Source organism: Mycobacterium sp. DBP42 (assembly GCF_005924235.1).
In the GTDB taxonomy this organism is placed as follows: Bacteria; Actinomycetota; Actinomycetes; order Mycobacteriales; family Mycobacteriaceae; genus Mycobacterium; species Mycobacterium syngnathidarum.
The window spans coordinates 256,208-272,339 of record NZ_VCMY01000004.1 but is presented as its reverse complement, the minus strand read 5'-3'; the positions used below and the strand labels follow the sequence as shown (position 1 = coordinate 272,339).

The 16,132-nt window shown below is 66.2% G+C and carries 18 protein-coding genes; 9 read left to right on the top strand and 9 right to left on the bottom strand.

Annotation, left to right across the window (positions count from 1 at the left end):
* A complete protein-coding gene (locus E0T84_RS07300; protein WP_138744114.1) occupies window positions 1-294 on the top strand; it encodes a DUF503 domain-containing protein in 294 nt (97 codons plus the stop codon).
* Between the two features lie 4 nt (window positions 295-298).
* Here the strand turns inward: E0T84_RS07300 and E0T84_RS07295 are convergent, their stop codons facing one another.
* Window positions 299-1,177 (bottom strand): tRNA (adenine-N1)-methyltransferase, encoded by an 879-nt coding sequence (locus E0T84_RS07295; protein ID WP_138744113.1) that lies wholly within the window; start codon window positions 1,175-1,177, stop codon window positions 299-301.
* 85 nt (window positions 1,178-1,262) lie between these two features.
* Between E0T84_RS07295 and E0T84_RS07290 the strand changes: the two genes are divergently transcribed.
* From E0T84_RS07290 to E0T84_RS07280, 3 genes are read left to right on the top strand one after another with little or no spacing between them, the layout of a single operon-like run.
* Window positions 1,263-2,090: a RecB family exonuclease gene (locus E0T84_RS07290; protein WP_138744112.1), complete on the top strand. Its 828-nt coding sequence runs from the start codon at window positions 1,263-1,265 to the stop codon at window positions 2,088-2,090.
* Window positions 2,087-2,884: a thioesterase family protein gene (locus tag E0T84_RS07285; RefSeq protein ID WP_138744111.1), complete on the top strand. Its 798-nt coding sequence runs from the start codon at window positions 2,087-2,089 to the stop codon at window positions 2,882-2,884. The genes E0T84_RS07290 and E0T84_RS07285 overlap by 4 nt, the downstream gene beginning before the upstream one ends.
* Window positions 2,881-3,399: a DinB family protein gene (locus E0T84_RS07280; RefSeq protein WP_138744110.1), complete on the top strand. Its 519-nt coding sequence runs from the start codon at window positions 2,881-2,883 to the stop codon at window positions 3,397-3,399. The genes E0T84_RS07285 and E0T84_RS07280 overlap by 4 nt, the downstream gene beginning before the upstream one ends.
* A gap of 9 nt (window positions 3,400-3,408) precedes the next feature.
* Here E0T84_RS07280 and E0T84_RS07275 read toward each other — a convergent pair whose 3' ends face one another.
* A complete protein-coding gene (locus E0T84_RS07275; protein ID WP_138744109.1) occupies window positions 3,409-3,666 on the bottom strand; it encodes a DUF3297 family protein in 258 nt (85 codons plus the stop codon).
* A gap of 156 nt (window positions 3,667-3,822) precedes the next feature.
* Here E0T84_RS07275 and E0T84_RS07270 point away from each other — a divergent pair, with 156 nt between their 5' ends.
* Genes E0T84_RS07270 through E0T84_RS07260 form a run of 3 tightly spaced genes read left to right on the top strand, consistent with a single transcriptional unit; the run spans window position 3,823 to window position 5,298 of the window.
* On the top strand, window positions 3,823-4,140 hold the full coding sequence (locus tag E0T84_RS07270) for a helix-turn-helix transcriptional regulator (protein ID WP_138744108.1): 318 nt from the start codon (window positions 3,823-3,825) through the stop codon (window positions 4,138-4,140).
* Entirely contained in the window at window positions 4,137-4,685 is a 549-nt protein-coding gene (locus E0T84_RS07265) for an SRPBCC family protein (RefSeq protein ID WP_138744107.1), read from the top strand. Before E0T84_RS07270 ends, E0T84_RS07265 begins: the two co-directional genes overlap by 4 nt.
* On the top strand, window positions 4,666-5,298 hold the full coding sequence (locus E0T84_RS07260) for a flavodoxin family protein (protein ID WP_171054933.1): 633 nt from the start codon (window positions 4,666-4,668) through the stop codon (window positions 5,296-5,298). The genes E0T84_RS07265 and E0T84_RS07260 overlap by 20 nt, the downstream gene beginning before the upstream one ends.
* Here the strand turns inward: E0T84_RS07260 and E0T84_RS07255 are convergent.
* The 4 genes from E0T84_RS07255 to E0T84_RS07240 all read right to left on the bottom strand — a co-directional run bounded on the left by E0T84_RS07255 (window position 5,264) and on the right by E0T84_RS07240 (window position 8,367).
* A complete protein-coding gene (locus E0T84_RS07255) occupies window positions 5,264-6,640 on the bottom strand; it encodes an FAD-containing oxidoreductase (RefSeq protein ID WP_138744106.1) in 1,377 nt (458 codons plus the stop codon). The genes E0T84_RS07260 and E0T84_RS07255 overlap by 35 nt on opposite strands.
* A gap of 3 nt (window positions 6,641-6,643) precedes the next feature.
* Complete coding sequence (locus E0T84_RS07250; protein WP_138744105.1) at window positions 6,644-7,126, bottom strand: DUF4126 family protein; 483 nt, start codon at window positions 7,124-7,126, stop codon at window positions 6,644-6,646.
* An 89-nt stretch (window positions 7,127-7,215) separates the two neighbouring features.
* Window positions 7,216-8,070 (bottom strand): ATP phosphoribosyltransferase, encoded by an 855-nt coding sequence (gene hisG, locus E0T84_RS07245; protein ID WP_138744164.1) that lies wholly within the window; start codon window positions 8,068-8,070, stop codon window positions 7,216-7,218.
* A gap of 15 nt (window positions 8,071-8,085) precedes the next feature.
* Complete coding sequence (locus E0T84_RS07240) at window positions 8,086-8,367, bottom strand: phosphoribosyl-ATP diphosphatase (protein WP_070188706.1); 282 nt, start codon at window positions 8,365-8,367, stop codon at window positions 8,086-8,088.
* Between the two features lie 37 nt (window positions 8,368-8,404).
* On the opposite strand from E0T84_RS07240, the gene E0T84_RS07235 reads away from it, so the two are divergent.
* Window positions 8,405-8,884, top strand: coding sequence for a hypothetical protein (locus E0T84_RS07235; RefSeq protein ID WP_138744104.1), 480 nt, complete (start codon window positions 8,405-8,407; stop codon window positions 8,882-8,884).
* Window positions 8,885-8,898: 14 nt separating this feature from the next.
* On the opposite strand, the gene E0T84_RS07230 is transcribed toward E0T84_RS07235, so the two are convergent.
* Window positions 8,899-10,491 carry a sugar porter family MFS transporter gene (locus E0T84_RS07230; RefSeq protein ID WP_070188704.1) on the bottom strand — a complete coding sequence of 531 codons (1,593 nt, stop codon included), beginning with the start codon at window positions 10,489-10,491 and terminating at the stop codon, window positions 8,899-8,901.
* Between the two features lie 57 nt (window positions 10,492-10,548).
* Entirely contained in the window at window positions 10,549-11,232 is a 684-nt protein-coding gene (locus E0T84_RS07225) for an HAD family phosphatase (protein WP_138744163.1), read from the bottom strand.
* Between the two features lie 45 nt (window positions 11,233-11,277).
* On the opposite strand from E0T84_RS07225, the gene E0T84_RS07220 reads away from it, so the two are divergent.
* Window positions 11,278-12,084 (top strand): NAD(P)H-binding protein, encoded by an 807-nt coding sequence (locus E0T84_RS07220; protein ID WP_138744103.1) that lies wholly within the window; start codon window positions 11,278-11,280, stop codon window positions 12,082-12,084.
* Between the two features lie 57 nt (window positions 12,085-12,141).
* Here the strand turns inward: E0T84_RS07220 and metH are convergent, their stop codons facing one another.
* Window positions 12,142-15,930 (bottom strand): methionine synthase, encoded by a 3,789-nt coding sequence (gene metH, locus E0T84_RS07215; protein ID WP_138744102.1) that lies wholly within the window; start codon window positions 15,928-15,930, stop codon window positions 12,142-12,144.
* Window positions 15,931-16,132: the final 202 nt, after the last annotated feature.

Genomic DNA, 16,132 nt, shown 5'->3' with positions numbered 1-16,132 from the left:
ATGTGGATCGGCTGGCTGGAGTTCGACCTGCTGCTTGGTGACGTGCACTCGCTCAAACAGAAGCGCTCGCTGATCCGGCCGGTGATCGCCGAGCTGCACCGCAAGCTCGCCGTGTCGGCCGCCGAGACCGGAGCTCAGGATCTACATCGCCGAGCCGGCATCGGGGTCGCCCTGGTCGCCGCCGATCGGGCGCACGTGATCGACGTGCTCGACGCCGCCGAACGGATGGTGGCCGGTCGCCCCGAACTCGAGCTGCTGTCCACCCGTCGGGGCCTGCACCACAGCGACGACTGATCCGTCAGTCGTCCGGCTCGGACTCGCCGGCCATCTGAGACTCCACCGCAAGCTGACGCTTCTTGCGCAGCGGGATTGGCGCCACCGCACCCGGTGCGAGTTTGCGGGCGCTGATCAGAAACGCGGTGTGGCCGCGCATGTTGTGCTCCGGGCGCACCGCCAGGCCCACCACGTGCCAACCGCGCTGCATGCTCTCCCAGGCCCGAGGTTCGGTCCAGCACTGCTGCTCGCGAAGGGCCTCCACGGCCCGCGACAGCTGGGTGACAGTGGCGACGTAGATGATCAACACACCGCCGGCCACCAACGCTTTGGAGACTGCCGGCAGCACCTCCCAGGGTGCCAGCATGTCGAGCACCACGCGGTCCATCTCCGGGCCGTCGTAGTCGGCCAGGTCACCGATCACCAGGTCCCAGTTGTCGGGCCGCTCACCGAAGAAGGTGATGACATTCTTCTCGGCGGTCGGGGCGTGGTCGTCGCGGATCTCGTAGGATGTCACGCGTCCCTCGGGGCCGACCGCGCGCAGCAGCGAGCAGGTCAGCGCGCCGGAGCCGGCGCCTGCCTCCAACACCCGGGCGCCCGGGAAGATATCGCCCTCGTGGACGATCTGCGCGGCGTCCTTCGGGTAGATCACCTGTGCGCCGCGCGGCATCGACATCACGTAGTCGACCAGAAGAGGACGCAGCACCAGGAACTGATCGCCGTTGGTGGATTTGACCACGCTGCCTTCCGGCAGCCCGATCACGTCATCGAAGGCGATGATGCCGCGATGGGTGTGGAACTCGCCGCCGGGGTTGAGCACCATCGTGTAGCGCCGCCCCTTGGCGTCGGTGAGTTGCACCCGGTCGCCAACGGCAAACGGTCCGGTCGGTCTCTTCGCTGCCACGGACGTCCAGCCTGCCAGTACACCCACTGGGCCAGGTGCGCGGGGCTGCGGAAGATTGTCGGGCCTGCGTCCTAGGCTTACGGATGTGAACGACGAACCGGCCCCGTTACCGCGCCGCCCGGCGCTGTCGCCGTCGCGGGCCGGCGATTTCAAGCAGTGCCCGCTGCTGTACCGGTTCCGCGCCATCGACCGGCTCCCCGAGCCTCGGTCCACCGCCCAGCTGCGTGGTTCGCTCGTGCACGCCGCGTTGGAGCAGCTGTACGGGCTGCCCGCGGCCGAGCGGGTGCATGACACCGCGCTGACACTGGTCGAGCCGGCGTGGGAGCAGGTGGTGGCGGCCGAGCCCGAGCTGGCCGACACCGAATACCCGGCCACGCTGCTTGCCGAGGCCCGGGCCCTGCTGTCGGGGTACTACCGACTGGAGGATCCGACGCGGTTCGATCCGCAGTGCTGTGAGCACCGCCTCGAGGTCGAATTGGCCGACGGCACCCTGCTACGTGGTTTCGTCGACCGCATCGATGTCGCACCGTCAGGCGAGTTGCGCGTCGTCGACTACAAAACCGGCAAGGCCCCGCCCGAGGCACGGGCGCAGGCCGAGTTCAAGGCGATGTTCCAGATGAAGTTCTACGCGGTGGCGTTACTGCGCTCGCGCGGGGTGATGCCGTCGCGGCTGCGGCTGTTGTATCTGGCCGACGGTCAGGTGCTCGACTACTCCCCCGAGCACGACGAGCTGCTGCGCTTCGAGCGCACGCTGATGGCGATCTGGAAGGCCATCCAAGCGGCCGGCGCCACGGGCGACTTCCGGCCCAACCCGTCGAAGTTGTGCTCGTGGTGCGCACATCAGAGTTTGTGCCCGGCGTTCGGCGGCACCCCGCCGCCGTATCCCGGGTGGCCAGAATCAGGAGCTGCATGATCGGGTGTCATTACCGTCGGCTCGGTGCCGATGGTGAGTACCAGCTGTTCGAATCCACCGCCGACACCCGGAGCAACTGGGATCCGGCCATTCAGCACGGCTCGCCGCCGCTGGCGTTGTTGACCAAGTCCATCGAGGAGTTGACCGCGGGTTCGGGGCTGCGCGTCGGACGGTTGACGCTGGACATCCTCGGCGCGATTCCGGTTGCGCCGGTGCGGGTTCGGGCCTGGGTGGACCGGCCGGGATCACGGATCTCGATGGTGGTCTCGGAGATGGAGGCGGCCCGGCCCGACGGCAGCTGGCGTGCGGTGGCCCGGGTGACCGCCTGGTTGCTGGCGCCCAGCGACACCAGTGACGTGGTCACCGATCGCTTCCCGCCGTTGGTGGAGGGCGAGGCGGCCGACGTGGCACACAACTGGGAAGGCGCGCCGGGCTACCTGGAGAGCGTGTCGTGGCGACGGCAGCGCACCGCCGAGGGCGAGGCGGCCGTGGCGTGGATGAGTCCGCTGACGCCGGTGGTCGACGACGAGGAGACGACGGCTCTTCAGCGCCTGGCGCTCGTGGTGGATTCGGCGAACGGTATCGGCGCGGCGCTGGATCCGGAGAAGTTCGTCTTCATGAACACCGACACCGCCGTACACCTTCACCGCCTGCCGGAGGGCTCGGACTTCGCGGTGCGGGCCCGCGGCTCCATCGGACCCGATGGGATCGGCGTGACAACAGCGGAAATCTTTGACCGCAAAGGGTTTATCGGCACGTCCGCGCAGACGCTGCTGGTGATGCGGGCACCGTGATCGCGCAGCTGCGCCGTCAGTTCGACCTGGCCTGGGCGCTGACCGACCTGCACCTGTCGGCGCTGACCGACGAGGATCACCTGTGGGAGCCCGGCCCTCGGGTGTGGACGGTGCACCGGGACGTTGCGGGTCGATGGTGGCCGGACTGGGCAGACACCGAGCCCGACCCGATTCCGGTACCGACCATCGGCTGGCTCACCTGGCACATGATCTTTTGGTGGACCAGCGCGGTGGCGCAGGCCCAGGGCCGAACACCACCGCCACGCTCCGAGATCGACTGGCCCGGGCCCGGCACTGCCGTGCAGCGGATCAATGCGCTCAGCGCTCAGTGGCGCAGCCTGCTGGAGTCGTTGACAGACACGGATCTCCTTGGGCCCGCGACGTTTCCGTGGGGACCCGATTCCGGCCGGTCACTGGCCGACATGGTGTTGTGGTTGAACGTCGAGTTGACCAAGAACGCCGCGGAGATCGGCCAGCTACGCCTGCAACGCGCCGCGCTCCGATCCGGCAACTAGACCGCGCCCCTACTGGGGCGACCGGAAATAAGGTTCAACCGTGCCGCTGAGCTTGACGACCATAGGATTTCCGCGGCGATCCTTCGCGGTAGGGACCTCAACACGCACCCAGCCCTCGGCCACGTCGTATTCGTGGACATTGGTTTTCTCGACGCCGTTGAAGCGGATACCCACGTCGCGGAGAAGCACCTCTTCGTCGTAGAAGGCGCTCCGCGGGTCGATGGAGAGGTGATTCGGTGGAACGTCTGCGTTCTGATCCTCGGACATGATGGCCTTCGTTGAATGCTGCTGTGTCAGGTGCTCGGATTGGTCCTCAAAGAATCTACGCGACCCTGCATTGGCGGGTTGCGCGTAGGCGCTGGTATTACGCTTCAGCAGATATATTCCCTTGCGTCTATATAGACGCAGTGCAATACTCAAGGCATGGACGTGTTCGAAGCGGTCGCCGAACCCAGCCGCCGTGCGTTGCTCGACGCCCTGGTCGACGGTGAACGCACCGCAGGTGAGCTGGTGGCCACCTTGCCCGGACTGACCCAGCCCACGGTGTCACGACACCTGCGGATACTGCGTGAGGTCGGCCTGGTCGAGGTCCGGCCCGACGCGCAACGCCGCATCTACGCCTTGCGCGCCGACGGCCTGATGCAGATCGATGACTGGATCGAACGGTATCGGCGCTACTGGGCCGATCATCTCGACGCCCTGGAACGTCATCTCAAGTCGACACACAAGGAGACGAAATGACCAGCCGCGAAGGAAAACTCACCGTCGAGGGCGACCGGGCCGCGCTGAACTTCGAACGGCGGCTGCCCTATCCGGTCGAGGCGGTGTGGGCCGCCATCACCGATCCGGCACAACGCAACCAATGGATGGGCGAAACGACGATCGAGGCCGGCGAAGGCGGCACAATCGAGATGATTCCCCACTCGCCGCCGATCCCGGCACAACAGAAGACGATGACCGGGCGGATCCGGGTATGGGACCCGCCAAGGGTTTTCGAGCACGAATGGAACCAGCCGATCCTGTCCGCACCTGAACCCGGCGTCGTGCGTTATGAGCTCATCCCCGACGGCGACGGCACCCTGCTCCGCTTCAGCCACCGCGGCCTGACGGTCTCCGACGGTCAGGGATTCCACCCCGGCACCCACGCCTACCTCGACCGACTGGAGGCATTCCTCGCCGGCGCCCCCCTCCCCGACTGGGCCCGGCGCTATCAAGACGTCGCTCAATCACTCGGCACCCAATGGACCCCACGAAAAGGAAACGAAGATGCCCCACAACGGAACTGACATCGCCGCACCCGCCGTCGCGGTGGTCCACCATTCCGGATTCGGCCACACGGCGACCCTGGCCACCGCGGTCGCGGCCGGCGCCGCCGACGCCGGAGCCGACGCCACCGTCATGCACGTCGAAACCATGACCGAGCGGGATTGGGACGTGCTGGACAACGTGGACGCCATGATCTTCGGCAGCCCCACCTACATGGGCAACGTGTCGGCGGGATTTCAGGCCTTCGCCGAGAAGACCGGCGCCCGGTGCATGGAAGGCAGGTGGCGCGACAAGGTGGCGGCCGGTTTCACGAACTCCGGCGGCAAGAGCGGCGACAAGCTCAACACGCTCAGTTCACTGGCGGTCTTCGCCGCCCAGCACCACATGCATTGGGTGAATCTGGGTTTGAGCACCGGCTGGAACACCTCGTTCAGCAGTGAGGACGATCTCAACCGGCTCGGCTTCTTTCTGGGCGCCGGCGCCCAGACCAACGTGGACGCCAACCCCGATCAGGTGCACCCCTCCGACGTGCGCACCTGCCGCCACCTAGGGCACCGGGTCGCGCTGGTGACCCGTCAGCTCAATATCGGCCGCACGCTCAGTCCAGCGGCTTCAGCTCCTGCAGCATCGTAGGTACCAGCTCGCTGACGGTGGGGTGGATGTGCATCGTGCGCGATATCGCGGTGTAGGGCAGTTTGGCCGTCATGATGTCGAGGACCGAGTGCACCACCTCATCCCCACCGACGCCGAGGATGGCCACTCCCAGAATCTCCTCGGTCTCGGCATCCACCACCACCTTCATGAAGCCCTGGGTCTCGCCCTTCTCCACCGCACGACCGACCCTGGTCATCGGGCGCTTGCCCACCAACGCTTTTCGGCCGGACTTCCGCACCTGATCAACCGTCATCCCGGCCCGGCCCAGCGGCGGGTCGATATAGAGCGCATAGGTGGTGAGGCGATCACTGACCCGGCGCGGATCGTCGTCGAGCAGATTCGCGGCGACGATCTCGAAGTCGTTGTAGGACGTGTGAGTGAACGCGCCTTTGCCGTTGCAGTCCCCCATCGCCCAAATGTGTTCGGCTGTGGTGCGCAGCTGATCGTCGACCACGACGTAGCCCCGCTGGTCGAGATCCACACCGGCGTTCTCCAGCGCGAGGTCGTCGGTGTTTGGCGCCCGTCCCACCGCGAGCAGCAGGTGTGTCCCCGCGATCGGATCCGCACCGTCGCGGGGCGTCACCTCGAAACCGCTGTCCCGCTTGGCAAAGCGGATACCGGTCGCGTTGAGCACCACGTCGATCCCCTCGGCGCGCAGGATCTCGGCGATGGTGGCCGACACATCCTCGTCCTCGCGGGAGGTCAGCCGCGGGCCCTTCTCGATCACCGTGACCCGGGCCCCGAACCGGCGGTACATCTGCGCGAACTCGAGCGCGATGTAACTACCGCCCACGATCACCAGGTGCTCGGGCACCTCGTCGAGGTCCAAGATGCCGACGTTGGTCAGGTAGTCGATGCCGTCCAGGCCGGGGAACTCCGGGACCACCGCCCGGCCACCGACATTGAGAAAGATCCGGTCAGCTCGCAGCAACCAGCCGTCGACGTCGATGGTGTGCGGGTCGACGAAACGTGCGTGGCCGCGGATCAGCGTCGCCCCGTCCATGCCCTGCAGCCAGTCCTCGACTCCGTGGCGATCGGCGAGCATGATCTCGTCCTTGCGGGCCTTGACCTTGGCCATGTCGACGTCGATTTCGCCTGTGCCCACACCGAAATCCGCGCCGCGCCGCGCGAGGTGGGCGGCATGCGCACTGGCCACAAGGGTTTTGGTGGGAATGCAGCCGTAGTTGACGCAGGTGCCGCCGACCAGCTTGCGCTCGATCACTGCGACGGTCTGCCCCGCCGCGGTCAATCGGCCCGCCAGCGGCGGCCCGGCCTGACCCGCGCCGATGACGATTGCGTCGAAACTCTGCGCAGCCGCCATGCGCTAGAGCACGGAGGTCAGGGCCGCGACCGCGAAACCGCCGAGTACGGCGACCGCGTCTTCGAACAGGGCGACCGGCAGATCATGGCCATCGTTGCGGCCGACCAACCGCTTTCGCGCCTCGTAGCCTCCCAGGGTGCCGAGCACGGCACCGACGAGTGCCGCACCGAGCGCGGTGAACGTGTAGCCCCACGCGGTGCCGATCACCGCACCGGCGAACGCACCGGTGATCAGGCGGGCGATGAACTGTACCGGTGTCTTACGGCTTGGCGTCCGCGGCAGCTGGTCGGTCACCAACTCCACCACAGCGAGAATGGTCAACACGGTCACCGTGACCGGATGCGCCAACCACTCGACCCAGGTGCCGTCGAGGTTGATCCAGTCCAGCGCGGCGGCCCACGCCACCGCGGCCGGCGCGGTGAACGCCCGCAACCCGGCCACCACGCCGATGAGAAGAGCCAACAACAGAACCAGAAAATGCGTCACGCCGACCTCCGAGGCCTGAAATTGTCACCCGGACGCTAACACGCAACGTGCCACGGCACGCGCCGATCAAGGAGTGCGGTATCCGCGCGCTAGAGACGGCAGAACCGAATATCTGATGCCAGTATCGCTTTGGCGCCGATCGCGGCGATCTCATCCATGATGGCGTTGACGTCACGGCGCGGCACCAGAGCCCGCACGGCCACCCAATCCGGGTCCGCCAACGGGGCGATGGTCGGTGACTCCAGGCCCGGTGTCACCGCGGTGGCCTGCTCCAGAACCGAACGCGGGCAGTCGTAATCCAGCATCAGGTACTGCTGGCCGAACACCACGCCCTGCACACGGGCCGTCAGCTGATCCCGCGCGGAGGCATTGTCGTCGCCGTCGGGGCCATCGCGTTCGATCAGCACCGCCTCCGACTCGCACAGCGGTGCACCGAATGCCACCAAGTCGTGCAGTCCCAGCGTGCGACCCGAGCCGACCACGTCGGCGATTACGTCAGCGACGCCGAGCTGGATCGAGATCTCCACCGCTCCGTCCAATCGGATCACCGAAGCCTCGATCCCCTGCGCGGCAAGGTCCTTGCGCACCAGGTTCGGGAACGAGGTGGCGATCCGCTTGCCGGCCAGATCCTGGGGGGTCCACTCGCGCCCGGCCGGGCCGGCGTACCGGAAGGTGGAGTTGCCGAAGCCCAGTGACAGGCGCTCGCGTACCGGGGCGTCAGAATCCGCGGCCAGGTCCCGTCCGGTGATGCCCAGATCGAGCTGCCCCGAACCCACATAGATCGCGATGTCCTTGGGCCGCAGAAAGAAGAACTCGACGTTGTTGACCGGATCGACGACGGTCAGGTCCTTGGGGTCGCGCCGGCGCCGGTACCCGGCCTCGGAGAGGATCTCGGCGGCCGCATCGCTGAGCGAGCCCTTGTTGGGCACCGCGACGCGCAACATCTGTTCGGCCACGGCTCACAACTTCCGGTAGACGTCGTCAAGGGTCAGGCCCCGGGAGATCAGCAGCACCTGGGTCCAGTACAGCAACTGGCTGACCTCCTCGGCGAGCGATTCGTCGCTCTCGTGCTCGGCGGCCAGCCACACCTCGCCGGCCTCCTCCAGGATCTTCTTGCCCAGCCCATGGACGCCGGCGTCAAGTGCGGCGACCGTGCCGCTACCGGCAGGTCTGGTGCGCGCTTTGTCGCTGAGTTCGGCAAACAGGGCCTCGAAGGTCTTCACAGGCATGAATTGTTTCATGCTCGGCAGGGGTCGATTCGTGCGGTGCAATAGAAGGGTGAGCGAACCAGTCGGCGACGAGCTGCCGACCTACACTGCCCGGGTCACCGCGATCCACGCGATCCTGTCCAAACACCTGACGATGGACGGCCTGGTCCAGAACAATCGTCTGGCCAACCCGATCCTTCCGCTCGATTGCCTGTCCGCGTCCTGGGGCGACGACGTGGCCTCGGCGCCGAGGCTGACCGTGTCGATCCACCCCGTCGACGACTTCGCCGCCGAAGTCGAAGAACTGCGCTACGGCGGCGAACTCACCCCGGGAACGTACGCGGCACAACGCTCCGCACCGGACGAATTCGCCCTGGTGCAGCCGCAATTGTCCAGTACGTGGGTGGTTGTCGGACGGTGTGAGGTCTATCTGGCCCACCGTGACCTCGCACCGGATCAGTTGATCGAGGCGGCCGTCGAGATCGCCCGCGGCGTCGGCTGCGGTCCGTATTCAGACGACTACGAGCCTCCCCCACTCCCGGCCGATTGAGCTGCCGGCGAGCACTACGCCCTCAACGCCTCCGCGTGCATGTCCTCAAGGTGTTTGCCCTTGGTTTCCCCGACCCACTTCCACACGAAAAGCAACGACAGAAACGCACACAGCGCGTAGAAGCCGTAGGCCACGCCGAGCACGTTCCGCAACTCCGGGAAGGACACGGTGATCAGCCAGTTCGCCACCCACTGGCCCGCAGCCGCCAAGCCCAGCGCCGCCGCCCGGATGCGGTTGGGGAACATCTCGCCCAGAAGTACCCAGACCACCGGGCCCCACGACATGCCGAAGGCCACCACGAACAGGTTCGCCGCGATCAGCGCGATCGGCCCGGCCGCACCGTCGAGCTGAGGCTGACCGTCGACCTGCGGGGCGGTTCCGAAGATCACGGCCATGGTGCCCAGGGTGATCGCCATACCGGTGGAGCCGATCAGCAACAGCGGCTTGCGCCCGATCTTGTCGATCAACGCGATGGCGATCAACGTGGTGACGATGTTGGTCACCGACGTGATCACCGTGATGGTGAAGGCCTGGCTCTCCTCGAATCCGACGGCCTCCCACAACACATTCGAGTAGTAGAAGATCACGTTGATGCCGACGAACTGCTGGAATATGGACAGTCCCAACCCAATCCAGACGATTCCGTACAGCCCACTGATGACGGCCGCCCCGATGCCGAGCGCGGCGAAGACCACCGCCAGCAGCCACAAGCCCAATGAAACCGAGAGGACAGCCAACACGATGCACAGCAACAGCAACAGCCACACGTAGCGCCGAACCCAGGCGGCGAACCTGCCCGCGGAGGCCCGCGGCTTGAGCAGATCCTGCCAGGACGGCGGTTTCTCGGATTTCAGCGAGTCTTCGATCCGGTGAATGGTGATCTCCAGGTTCTTCTCGCCGAGCAGCATCGAAAGAACCTTGCGTGCCTCCGGAATCCGGAACTTGGCGACCAGGTAGCGAGGAGACTCCGGGATGGTGTAGGCCAGCAAGCCGTACACCAGTGCCGGTATCGCCATCACCAGGAACATCCACCGCCAGGCCGCAAGCCCGAACCACAGTTCCTCGCGGGAGCCGCCGGCCAAATGGGCCAGTAGGTAGTCGATCGACAAGGACAGGAAGATTCCGGTGACGATCGCCAACTGCTGAAGCGAGCCCAGTCGCCCACGGATGCGAGGCGGGGCCGTCTCGGCGATGTACGTCGGCGCGATGACCGAGGCCACCCCGACACCGAGGCCACCGATGATGCGGAAGATGACCACCAGCCAGATGTGGGTGGCGACGGCGGTACCGATCGCGCTGATGAAGAACAACAATGCCGCGAGCTTCATGACCGACCGCCGGCCGATCCGGTCGGCGAGCTGACCCGCGGTCAGCGCGCCCACCGCGGCCCCGAGCAGCGCCGAAGCCACCGCTGAACCCAGAACTACGTTGTTGATCTGGAATTCATCCTGCAGCGCGGCCACCGCGCCGTTGATCACCGCGCTGTCATACCCGAAAAGCAGCCCGCCCAATGCGGCCACCGACGCGATCCGGACCACTCGGCCGCTGTGCTCGGATTCCTCGTAATCCAGGGCCGATGCAGGATCGTCGACCGGTCCGTGAGTCATGGAACGCCCTTCCGCAGCAACGCGTGATCAGGCTCACATTGAATCACACGGGCCCGATCAGGCGGTGCGTTCTCCGGCTTGGGAATTCAGTTCGTGATACACCGCGCGAAGCCCGTCGACATCGAGATGCGCCAGCGAAGAAACGTGCCGACGAAGCGGACCGCCGGGCACCTCGACATCGTTGGGTATCACCAATACCGGGCAGCCGGCGGCCTCGGCGGACGCCGTGCCGGCGACCGAATCCTCGATCGCCAGGCAGGACGTGGTGGAGACGCCGAGAAGATCGGCCGCCCGCAGATACGGGTCAGGTGCCGGCTTGCCGCTGGCGACCTCGTCACCGCAGACGGTCACCGAAAAGTAGTGGCGGCCAATGCTGTTCAAGGCCCGTTCAGCCAGATCCCGGCGGGTGTTGGTCACCAGGGCCATCGGGACTCCCGCGGCGGTGAGGCCGTCGAGCATCTCCTGGGCACCCGGCCGCCACGGTAATCCCTGCTCGAAGAGCTCGCCGGTGTAGTCGTGCAACCAATCGGCCGATGCGGCCATCGCAGCGGCTTCGGGCTCCAGCCCCAGATCCTCATAGACGATCCGCATGACGGTCTCGGACGAACCGCCGACCGTCGATTCCCTCACCTCAGCGGTGAGCACCCCGCCCAGACGCGTGTAGAGCGCGTGCATGGCGATGTCCCAGAGCTTTTCGGAGTCGACGAGCGTGCCGTCCATATCCCAGAGCACCGCACGCATGACAGCCATTCTGGCATTGTCGGAGGGCGCCGATAGCCTGGCATCATGACGGTATTGGTGACGGGAGCCACAGGAAACATCGGCAGGCGTGTCGTGGACGAACTAATTCGTTTGGGCGGCAGCGATATCGGGGACGTCCGCGCACTGACCGCAAACCCGCAGAAGGCAGCGCTACCGAAATCTGTGACGACAATCACCGGCTATCTGGGCAAACCGGAGACGCTGCCGTCGGCATTCGAAGGCGTCGAATGCGTGTACTTGGCTCCATTCCCCGCGACCATCGACCGGACGCTCGAAATGATGGTGCGGGCGGGTGTGCAGTACGTGGTGGCGCTGTCCGGCGACGCGCACTGGGCCGAGTACGCCCAGGCGGTCGCCGCCTCCGGTCTGGCACACACCCAACTCGGCCCCGGCGAGTTCTGTGAGAACTTCACGATGTGGGCCCCGCAGATCAAGACCGGCACGGTCCGCGACGTCAATCCGGAGCATGTCGAGGCGCCGGTGTCGATGGACGATATCGCCCGGGTGGCGGCCCATCTGTTGACAGCGCCGCGGGATGCCCACCTGGGCGCGATGTATGAGCTCACCGGGCCGGTCGCGTTGTCACGCGCCGACATCGCCAGACAAATCGGTGCAGGCATCGGCACCCCGGTCGACATGCAGCGGTGCAACCGCGCCGAAGCCGAGGCGCTGCTGCGCCCCGTCATGGGCGACGGCGCCCACTGGTATCTCGACCTCCTCGACGGCGACCTGGAGCCCCAGGCGGCCAACGACAACGTCGGGCAGTTGACGGGCACACCGGCGGAATCGGTGGCGCAGTGGGCAGCCCGTAACCGGGACCTGTTCGCCTAGCCAGAACCAATGCGCCGGAACCGGAAAGGTTCCAGCGCAACCGGTTTCGGGGCTGGGTCAGTCCTCCGGGTTGTAGCCGAGATTCGGTGCCAGCCAGCGCTCGGCTTCTGCCAGGGTCCAGCCTTTGCGCCTCGCGTAGTCGGCGACCTGGTCCTGCGCCATCCGGCCGACGACGAAGTACTGCGATTGCGGGTGCGAGAAATACCACCCGCTGACGGCAGCACCTGGCCACATCGCCATCGAGTCGGTCAGCTCGATTCCGGTCCGCTCCTGCACATCCAGCAACTGGAAGAGCGTCACCTTCTCGGTGTGCTCGGGGCACGCCGGATAGCCGGGGGCCGGGCGGATGCCCACGTACTTCTCGCCGATGAGTTCCTCGTTGTCCAGATCCTCGTCGGGCTGGTAACCCCAGAACTCCTCGCGGACCCGTTGGTGCATCCGTTCGGCGAACGCCTCGGCCAGCCGGTCGGCGAGCGACTCCAGCAGGATCGCGCTGTAGTCGTCGAGGGCTGCCTTGAACTCCATGATCTTGTCCTGGCTGCCCAGGCCGGCGGTGACGGCGAAAGCGCCGATATAGTCCGGTGCCCCGGTATCTCTGGGCGCGATGAAGTCGCCGAGGCTGCGGTTCGGGACACCGTCGCGATGCTCGCCCTGCTGGCGCAGGTTTCGCAGCGTGGTCAGCACCTCGGTCCGGGTCTCGTCGGTGTAGACCTCGATGTCGTCGCCGACCGCGTTCGCCGGGAAGAACCCGATCACCCCGTTGGCACGCAGCCACTTCTCCTTGATCAGGGTGTCGAGCATTTCCTGGGCGTCGTCGTACAGCTTGCGGGCGGCCTCACCCGACGCCGGGTTGTTGAGGATGTCGGGGAACCGCCCCTTCATCTCCCAGGCGTTGAAGAACGGCTGCCAGTCGATGTACTCGCGCAGTTCGGCGAGGTCGTAATCATGAAAATCGCGAATTCCCACACCTTGTGCGGGGACCGGCGGCGTGTAGCCGTCCCATTCGATCGGGGTCCGGTTCGCACGGGCCTTCTCCAGCGTCAGCATCGGCCGCTCGTTCTTCTGGGCGTGCCGTTCCCGAAGCGCTGCATAGTCTTTCTGGGTGGCCTCCAGCAGGGCCGGCCGCTGCTTGTCGTCGAGCAGCGCGGCGGCCACCGGCACCGAGCGGGACGCATCCTTGACCCAGACCACCGGACCGCTGCGGCGCGGCGCCACCTTCACGGCCGTGTGGGCGCGCGAGGTGGTCGCGCCACCGATCAGCAGCGGGATTTCCAGCCCCTCGCGTTCCATCTCGACGGCGAAGTTGACCATCTCGTCCAGCGACGGGGTGATCAGGCCGGACAGTCCGATGATGTCGGCGTTGTGGTCCCTGGCCGCGTCCAGGATCTTCTGGGCGGGCACCATCACACCGAGGTCGATCACCTCGAAGTTGTTGCACTGCAGCACAACCCCGACGATGTTCTTGCCGATGTCGTGGACATCGCCCTTGACGGTCGCCATGATGATCGTGCCGTTGGTGTCTTTGCTCGCTGTTCCGCCGGAGGCGGCGGTGTCCGCCTTTTCCGCCTCGATGAACGGCAACAGATAGGCGACGGCCTTCTTCATCACCCGGGCCGATTTCACGACCTGCGGCAGGAACATCTTGCCCGCACCGAACAGGTCGCCGACGACGTTCATGCCGTCCATCAACGGGCCCTCGATCACCTCGATCGGACGGCCGCCCGCGGCGGCGATCTCGGCCCGCAGCTCCTCGGTGTCGTCGTCGACGTGGGCGTCGATGCCCTTGACCAGGGCGTGCGTGATCCGCTCGCGGACGGGCAGGCTGCGCCACTCCGCCGCGGCGCGATCGTCGCCCTCGCCGGAGTTCTTCGTGTTGAACCTCTCGGCGATCTCCAGCAGCCGTTCGGCGGCGTCCTCGCGCCGGTTCAGGACGACGTCCTCGATGCGGTCCCGCAGCTCGGGGTCGATCGAGTCGTAGGGCACCAACGCGCCGGCGTTGACGATGCCCATGTCCAGGCCGGCCTTGATGGCGTGGTACAGGAACACCGCGTGGATCGCCTCGCGGACCGGGTTGTTGCCCCGGAACGAGAACGACACGTTCGAGATGCCGCCGGAGATGTGCACCCCGGGCAGGTTCTCCTTGATCCAGGCGCAGGCCTCGATGAAGTCGATGCCGTAGGTGGCGTGTTCCTCGATGCCGGTGGCCAACGCGAAACAGTTCGGGTCGAAGATAATGTCCTCGGCCGGGAAGCCGACCTCTTCGGTCAGGATCCGGTAGGCGCGCCCGCAGATCTGGATGCGGCGTTCCAGGTTGTCGGCCTGTCCCTGCTCGTCGAAGGCCATCACGACGACGGCGGCGCCGTACTTGCGGCACAGCTGGGCCTCGCGGATGAACTTCTCCTCGCCCTCCTTCATGGAGATCGAGTTGACGATCGGCTTGCCCTGCACGTTCTTCAGGCCCGCCTCGATGACCTCCCACTTCGAGGAGTCGATCATCACCGGCACACGACTGATGTCCGGCTCGGCCGCGATCAGTTTGGTGAACCGGTCCATCGCGGCCACGCCGTCGATCATGCCTTCGTCCATGTTGATGTCGATGACCTGCGCACCGACCTCGACCTGCTGCAGGGCCACCGACAGCGCGGTGTCGTAGTCCTCGGCTTTGATCAGGTTCCGGAACCGGGCGGAGCCGGTGATGTTGGTGCGCTCGCCGATGTTGACGAAAAGGGAGTCCTCGGTGATGTTGAGCGGCTCCAAACCGGCCAAACGAGTCGCCGCTTGATTTTCTGAGATCTCCGGCAGCGCGCGCGGCGGCACACCGTCCACGACCTTGGCGATTTCGGCGATGTGCGCAGGCGCGGTTCCGCAGCAACCACCGACGATGTTGACCAGGCCGGCCTCGGCGAACTCGGCGACGTAGCCGGCCTGCCGCTTCGGGGACTCGTCGTACTCGCCGAAGGCGTTGGGCAGGCCCGCGTTGGGGTAGCACGAGACGAAGGTGTCCGCGATTCGCGACATCTCGGCGATGTAGGGCCGCATCTCAGGTGCGCCCAGAGCACAGTTGAGGCCGACCGCTATCGGCTTGGCGTGCCGGATCGAATTCCAGAACGCCTCGGTGACCTGGCCGGACAAGGTGCGGCCGGAGGCATCGGTGATGGTGCCCGAGATGATCACCGGCCAGCGGCGTCCGCGCTGCTCGAACAGCGTTTCGATGGCGAACACCGCGGCCTTGGCGTTCAGCGTGTCGAAGATCGTCTCGACGATGATGATGTCGGAACCACCGTCGACCAGTCCGTTGGCGGCTTCGAGGTAGGCGGCGGCCAGTTGGTCGTAGGAGACGTTGCGAGCTCCGGGGTCGTTGACGTCCGGCGAGATCGATGCGGTCCGCGTCGTCGGCCCCAGCGCCCCGGCCACATACCGGGGCTGGTCGGCGGTGCTGTACTCGTCGCAGGCAGCCCGCGCCAGGGCCGCACCGGCGTAGTTGAGCTCGTAACTCAGCTCCTCCATGCCGTAGTCGGAGAGCGAAACCGCGTTCGCGTTGAACGTGTTGGTCTCCAAGATGTCGGCGCCCGCCTCGAGGTACTCGCGGTGGATGTCCTCGATGATCTGTGGCTGCGTCAGGTTGAGCAGGTCGTTGTTGCCCTGGACGGGATTCGGCCAGTCCTTGAACCGCTCGCCGCGGTAACCCGCCTCGTCCGGCCGGTCCCGCTGGATGGCCGTGCCCATCGCACCGTCGATCACCATGATCCGCCGACGCAGAGAAGCTGCCAGTTCGTCAGTGCAGTCCGGGCGGATGTTGGGCGCGAAGGTGTTCGTCGTCGCGCTGTTCGACTTAACGATGGTCACGTACGTCCCTTCCGTAACGGAAGGCGTCCTTGACTCTGCCGAGCGTGGCGGCTACGGGCAGAAACCCGGAACCGTTGCAACGCCTCTCGACCAGACGAGTCTACGTCGTCATTCGACAGACATGTGGACGCCCAACTCCTCGCCGCGATGGACCCCGACCCCGAGGGCTAACCAGATTGCAGCTGACCGTATTTCATCTCGA

Excerpts from the sequence above, each read along its gene's own strand:
- E0T84_RS07300 (WP_138744114.1), top strand. The coding sequence starts at position 1 with ATGTGGATCGGCTGGCTGGAGTTCGACCTGCTGCTTGGTGACGTGCAC.
- E0T84_RS07285 (WP_138744111.1), top strand. The coding sequence starts at position 2,087 with ATGATCGGGTGTCATTACCGTCGGCTCGGTGCCGATGGTGAGTACCAG.
- E0T84_RS07275 (WP_138744109.1), bottom strand. The coding sequence starts at position 3,666 with ATGTCCGAGGATCAGAACGCAGACGTTCCACCGAATCACCTCTCCATC.
- E0T84_RS07270 (WP_138744108.1), top strand. The coding sequence starts at position 3,823 with ATGGACGTGTTCGAAGCGGTCGCCGAACCCAGCCGCCGTGCGTTGCTC.
- E0T84_RS07265 (WP_138744107.1), top strand. The coding sequence starts at position 4,137 with ATGACCAGCCGCGAAGGAAAACTCACCGTCGAGGGCGACCGGGCCGCG.
- E0T84_RS07260 (WP_171054933.1), top strand. The coding sequence starts at position 4,666 with ATGCCCCACAACGGAACTGACATCGCCGCACCCGCCGTCGCGGTGGTC.
- E0T84_RS07255 (WP_138744106.1), bottom strand. The coding sequence starts at position 6,640 with ATGGCGGCTGCGCAGAGTTTCGACGCAATCGTCATCGGCGCGGGTCAG.
- hisG (WP_138744164.1), bottom strand. The coding sequence starts at position 8,070 with ATGTTGCGCGTCGCGGTGCCCAACAAGGGCTCGCTCAGCGATGCGGCC.
- E0T84_RS07240 (WP_070188706.1), bottom strand. The coding sequence starts at position 8,367 with ATGAAACAATTCATGCCTGTGAAGACCTTCGAGGCCCTGTTTGCCGAA.
- E0T84_RS07230 (WP_070188704.1), bottom strand. The coding sequence starts at position 10,491 with ATGACTCACGGACCGGTCGACGATCCTGCATCGGCCCTGGATTACGAG.
- E0T84_RS07225 (WP_138744163.1), bottom strand. The coding sequence starts at position 11,232 with ATGCGTGCGGTGCTCTGGGATATGGACGGCACGCTCGTCGACTCCGAA.
- E0T84_RS07220 (WP_138744103.1), top strand. The coding sequence starts at position 11,278 with ATGACGGTATTGGTGACGGGAGCCACAGGAAACATCGGCAGGCGTGTC.